At 45.9% G+C, this 5119-nt stretch carries 4 protein-coding genes; 3 read left to right on the top strand and 1 reads right to left on the bottom strand.

Annotated elements, in window-relative coordinates; translation table 11 throughout:
• Positions 1-614: 614 nt before the first annotated feature.
• A complete protein-coding gene (ftsH, locus tag BLV54_RS14330; RefSeq protein WP_090572286.1) occupies positions 615-2429 on the top strand; it encodes an ATP-dependent zinc metalloprotease FtsH in 1815 nt (604 codons plus the stop codon).
• 13 nt (positions 2430-2442) lie between these two features.
• Here the strand turns inward: ftsH and BLV54_RS17040 are convergent, their stop codons facing one another.
• Positions 2443-2931 (bottom strand): DUF3293 domain-containing protein, encoded by a 489-nt coding sequence (locus BLV54_RS17040; RefSeq protein WP_256329531.1) that lies wholly within the window; start codon positions 2929-2931, stop codon positions 2443-2445.
• Between the two features lie 29 nt (positions 2932-2960).
• On the opposite strand from BLV54_RS17040, the gene BLV54_RS14320 reads away from it, so the two are divergent.
• Entirely contained in the window at positions 2961-3674 is a 714-nt protein-coding gene (locus BLV54_RS14320; RefSeq protein ID WP_090572284.1) for a c-type cytochrome, read from the top strand.
• Positions 3671-4960, top strand: coding sequence for a c-type cytochrome (locus BLV54_RS14315; protein WP_090572283.1), 1290 nt, complete (start codon positions 3671-3673; stop codon positions 4958-4960). Before BLV54_RS14320 ends, BLV54_RS14315 begins: the two co-directional genes overlap by 4 nt.
• The last annotated feature ends 159 nt before the right edge of the window (positions 4961-5119 follow it).

Here is a 5119-nt window from a genome sequence, read left to right as displayed (position 1 = left end):
TCGAATATTGAGTGCGCTTCTTACTCATCGTCATTAAGCTCCTTTTTAATTTTGTCAGAGCTTAACAATCTGTACAGTTTTTGGGGACCACTTCATAGCAAAGAATTTTTCAGTTTTTTCGATGACGATATCACAATCATAACCAAAGCCCCGTCAACGTATTTTGACCAAACTCTTCTGCTGTGCAGAATAAGTAGTAATTCAGGCTTTCCTGCGATTTTTCGAATGTTGTGTTTTGTAACTGTAATGAGTCGCTTTCACCTAAATTAGAAAATAGTTTTTCAAAATTGGGTTACTCTGGGGACTGAACTTTATCATTTATGGCTCTGTGGTAAGCATTTGTAAAAAATAATCATAAGAGCTAGTTTCTAGCCAGAGTAAAACTCCCAGAATGATGCAATACATTGCATCAAATATGAAATCTAATAATAAGCGTTATTCATCATAGTTTATTTTTTTCATTCTGGAGAAGCATGAATAGGATTTATTTTCATAAGATAAGATCATAAAGATATAGCTTGAGCGTGGACTGGCCCGTAGTTTGCCTGATTGATTCTCACGATTTTTAACCGTTTTTCCAATAAAGAAGGAAATATCTTATGGATAAAAATTTAATGGATAAGAAAGTACAATTCAATTTCTGGTACATCGTCATTGCTATCCTTGCGATGATGTTTTTGCGTAATCTTTATGAGCAATATACCCGGATTGAGCCGATCCCCTATAGTCGATTCCATACACTACTGGAAGAAGGTAAAGTTGCTGAGGTGGCGATTACAGAAAACCAGATTTACGGCACGCTAAAAGAATCCAACGCCGATGGAATCAAAAATTTTGTCACGACACGTGTTGAGTCCGATCTTGCTGATATCCTGGATAAGCATAATGTGACTTATACCGGGGTTATCAAGAGTACCTGGCTGCGCGATTTGTTGTCTTGGATTTTGCCGATGGTACTTTTTATCGGAGTCTGGTTGTACATTATTCGGCGCATGAGCGGTGGCGTGAGCGGTGGGTTAATGTCAATTGGTAAGAGTCGCGCCAAAGTTTATGTTGAGAAAGAGACTAAGGTTACCTTTGCCGATGTGGCGGGGGTCGATGAAGCCAAGGAGGAGCTCCTGGAAATCATCAATTTTTTGAAGAATCCTGCTGACTATAGTCGGCTGGGGGGAAGGGTGCCAAAGGGAGTTCTGCTGGTGGGGCCACCTGGAACAGGTAAGACATTGTTGGCGCGTGCGGTGGCAGGTGAAGCGGGGGTGCCATTTTTTTCGATCTCGGGAGCAGAGTTCGTCGAGATGTTTGTCGGTGTAGGCGCAGCCAGGGTGCGTGACCTTTTCGAACAAGCACGGCAAATGGCGCCAGCCATCATTTTCATCGATGAGCTTGATTCATTGGGGCGTGCGCGTGGTTCTTATGCATGGGGCGGGCACGATGAAAAGGAGCAAACTCTGAATCAGTTGCTGGCTGAACTCGATGGCTTTGATCCATCAAGCGGGATCGTATTGCTGGCCGCAACTAACCGTCCGGAAATCCTTGATGCCGCATTACTGCGTGCCGGGCGTTTTGACCGGCAGGTGTTAGTGGATCGGCCGGATAAAGCGGGGCGCGAACAAATTCTGGCTGTACATCTAAGAAAAGTGAAACTGAGTAGCGATGTCAAACCAGAACAAATTGCAGCACTCACCTCCGGGTTTACAGGTGCAGATCTGGCGAATTTGATCAATGAGGCCGCTTTGCTGGCTACACGACGAAGAGCTTCAGCTGTGGCGATGGAGGATTTTAATAACGCAATCGAACGGATTGTTGCGGGTCTTGAAAAGCGTAATCGTCTGCTCAATCCTAAAGAACGTAAGATCGTGGCGTTTCATGAGTTGGGACATGCCATGGTGGCGCTGGCATTACCTGGCACAGATGAAGTGCATAAGGTATCGATCATTCCGCGGGGAGTGGGTGCGCTGGGTTATACCATTCAGCGGCCGACTGAGGATCGCTTTTTGATGACGCAGGTTGAGCTGGAGAATAAAATGGCCGTGATGCTAGGTGGGCGGGCATCCGAGCAGGTGATATTCAATGAAGTATCCACGGGAGCATCGGATGATCTGGTACGTGCAACTGATATGGCGCGTGCCATGGTACTGCGTTATGGCATGAGTGATGCGCTGGGGCATGTTGCATATGATCGTGAGCGTTCTGCTTTCTTGCAGCAGGGCTTCCCGATACCATTGAGTCGCGATTATAGCGAGGATACGGCCAACAAAATTGATGCGGCTGTGCGTGTCCTCGTGGATCAGGCGCTTGAACGGGCAATAAGTATTCTTCGCAAAAATCGTGCGCTTCTTGAGAGGACTGCTGAAGAATTACTCAAAACTGAGACGCTCAATCAGTCTCAAATCGAAACGTTAAAGCAGGCGATCGCTCGTGAGGCATGATAGCAGTGGAGCTTTAGCGCAGTAAAATTAGCCGGGGAATTGCATCAAGATCAACCCATACAATGGCATTCTGATCAAACTGTCTGCCGAGTGTTTTAGAGGCGATAAAATCAATGCCTAATGCCAGAAAGCTTGATTCCGCTGGCCACTTACCCGCTGGGTCTGAGCTTTTGCCGGAAAAAATGTGATTGGAAAGTGTGGATAGCAGCACGAATAATTGATTACTCGCTGTGAGATTTGCTTCCCTATCTTGAGGTTGGCTATGAGGATTGCAGGCAGTGATATAGAGGGCGCATTGTGTGCCATACTCTTTCATGAGTTTTGATAATAATTTGCTATGCTGACCAATGAGCAATGTCAGTGTGCCTGAGTCAATCCTTGCCTGGTAATGAGCTGTGACATAGTTTTGGATAAGTTTGGCCGGAATTGCGGATTGCTTTAAACTTTCGTCCAGAATAATTGTGCCATGTTGATATAAATCTTTCAGAAAAGTGAATGGCATAGACACTGATGATCTATAAAAATAACGACATGAAACATTCTATTTTAATTATCTTATTGTTTTTTACTAGTCTGGCAGATGCTGTAGAGGTGCTATCGGTTAATGTTCCCGATACGCTTGCTGAACGTGTCAAGGCTTGTACTATTTGCCACGGCGTAGAGGACAGGCATAACAGAGATGCGTATTACCCACGTATTGCGGGAAAATTGGAGGGGTATCTCTTTAACCAGCTACGTCACTTCAGGGACGGTCGACGTTATTACCAGCCGATGGCTATTTTGCTCGAAAATATGTCAGATCAATACTTGCTAGAGATGGCTCAGTATTTTGCAGCATTGGATTTGCCCTATCCTCCTCCAGAGCCTATCACCCTGCAACCCCTGGAAGAAAATCTAGCGGAGAAGCTTGTTTACTCAGGTGACCTCAAACGGAATATACCAGCATGTAGTGCCTGTCATGGAAAGAATTTGATGGGAACAGTCCCTTTTGTGCCAGGTTTGTTGGGGTTGCATAGCGCTTACTTGACAGCACAATTGGGAGGGTGGCATAGCGGAGGGTTGATTCGAGGAAAAATAGCGAATTGCATGGCAGATATCGCCAAACAATTGACCTATGAAGAAATCAATGCTGTTGCAAAATGGTTAGCTGCCCAACCTGCTTCAGGAAAGCCAGCTAATCAACTTTCACCTGAAATGGCCCAGCGTTGTGCCAGCATTGTTTCGGAAAATGGAGAAGTTCGATGACACAAACCATGATTATTATTGCTCGGGAATGGAAAAATGATTTTTTGTTTCTTGGCTATATGCTGACTTTGCTGTTGGCAGCTAACACCGGCGTGGTCAATGCTTCTCCTGAAAATGCCGCCCTGTCTGAACAGCGACGAGCGCAGGGTGAGTATCTTGCGCGTGTCGGAAATTGTCTGGGATGCCATACTGCCAAAGGAGGCCAGCCATTTGCAGGAGGGTATCGATTGTCTACGTCATTTGGAACTTTTATCACCCCCAATATCACGCCCGATAAAGAAACGGGTATCGGCCTCTGGAGCGAAGAGGATTTCTGGAAAGCGATGCATGAGGGTAAATCGCGCGATGGTAAACTCCTCTATCCTGCATTTCCTTATACCGAATACACGAAGGTGACACGTGAGGATGCTAACTTGATTTTTGCTTACCTTCAGTCGGTGCCCGCTGTTTCGCAATCCAATCCACCTCACGAAATCCGCTTCCCTTATAACTCTAGACCGCTTTTGTATCTCTGGCGTACCCTCTTTTTCAAACAGGGAATATATGAACCAGATCAAAGCAAGAGTGACGAATGGAATCGAGGCGCTTATTTGGTGCAAGGATTGGGCCATTGTAATGCCTGTCACACTGCCAGAAATGTGCTGGGTGCAAGTCAAGAAGATTCCACGGGAGGAGGGCAAATCATGGGGTCGAGCTGGCATGCGCCATCGCTGACTTCCCGGCAGGAAGCGGGAAGCATGGATTGGGCTATTGAAGAGATTATTGAATTACTTTCATCCGGCGTATCCCAGCGTGCTGTGACATCGGGGCCAATGGGAACGGTTGTCAGACAAAGTCTGCAGTATTTATCACAGGATGACTTACGTGCTATGGCAATTTATCTGAAATCATTACCTGAGAGTAATGCTCTGTCTGAAGTGAGTTATCCGGAAATGCCAGAAAATGTCCGGAAATACTTGGCACAGGGTGAAAAGCTGTATGAGAAATACTGCCAAAACTGCCATGGCATATCAGGTCGGGGGGCACCAGGTATTTACCCTGCACTGGCGGGTAATCGTAGCGTTACTATGACGATTCCCACTAACGTTATTCGCAGTGTGCTGAATGGCGGTTATCCACCTACTACTGCAGCAAACCCCAGACCTTACGGTATGCCTCCATTTCAGCAAATTATTCGTGACGAAGAGGTCGCGCAGGTAGTATCCTTCATCCGAAATGCCTGGGGAAATCGTGGCAGTCTGGTATCAGCGATTAATGTGGGTCAGAGTAGAGGGAGTAATCACTAATTCTAATTTGCACTAGAAACTGCATTAATAATCCAATCCCAGCCGGTTATACTTTTGATTAAATCCGGGGCATTTTCGAGATTACATAATGCACTAACCAAATGATTCTCGAGCGTATCGATGCTGTCAAATACGCGGTTATGAAAGTATTTTTCTCGC

The sequence above is a fragment of the Nitrosomonas sp. Nm33 genome (assembly GCF_900107265.1).
In the GTDB taxonomy this organism is placed as follows: domain Bacteria; phylum Pseudomonadota; class Gammaproteobacteria; order Burkholderiales; family Nitrosomonadaceae; genus Nitrosomonas.
This window is presented reverse-complemented; position numbering and strand designations above follow the sequence as displayed.

Excerpts from the sequence above, each read along its gene's own strand:
- ftsH (WP_090572286.1), top strand. The coding sequence starts at position 615 with ATGGATAAGAAAGTACAATTCAATTTCTGGTACATCGTCATTGCTATC.
- BLV54_RS17040 (WP_256329531.1), bottom strand. The coding sequence starts at position 2,931 with ATGCCATTCACTTTTCTGAAAGATTTATATCAACATGGCACAATTATT.
- BLV54_RS14320 (WP_090572284.1), top strand. The coding sequence starts at position 2,961 with ATGAAACATTCTATTTTAATTATCTTATTGTTTTTTACTAGTCTGGCA.
- BLV54_RS14315 (WP_090572283.1), top strand. The coding sequence starts at position 3,671 with ATGACACAAACCATGATTATTATTGCTCGGGAATGGAAAAATGATTTT.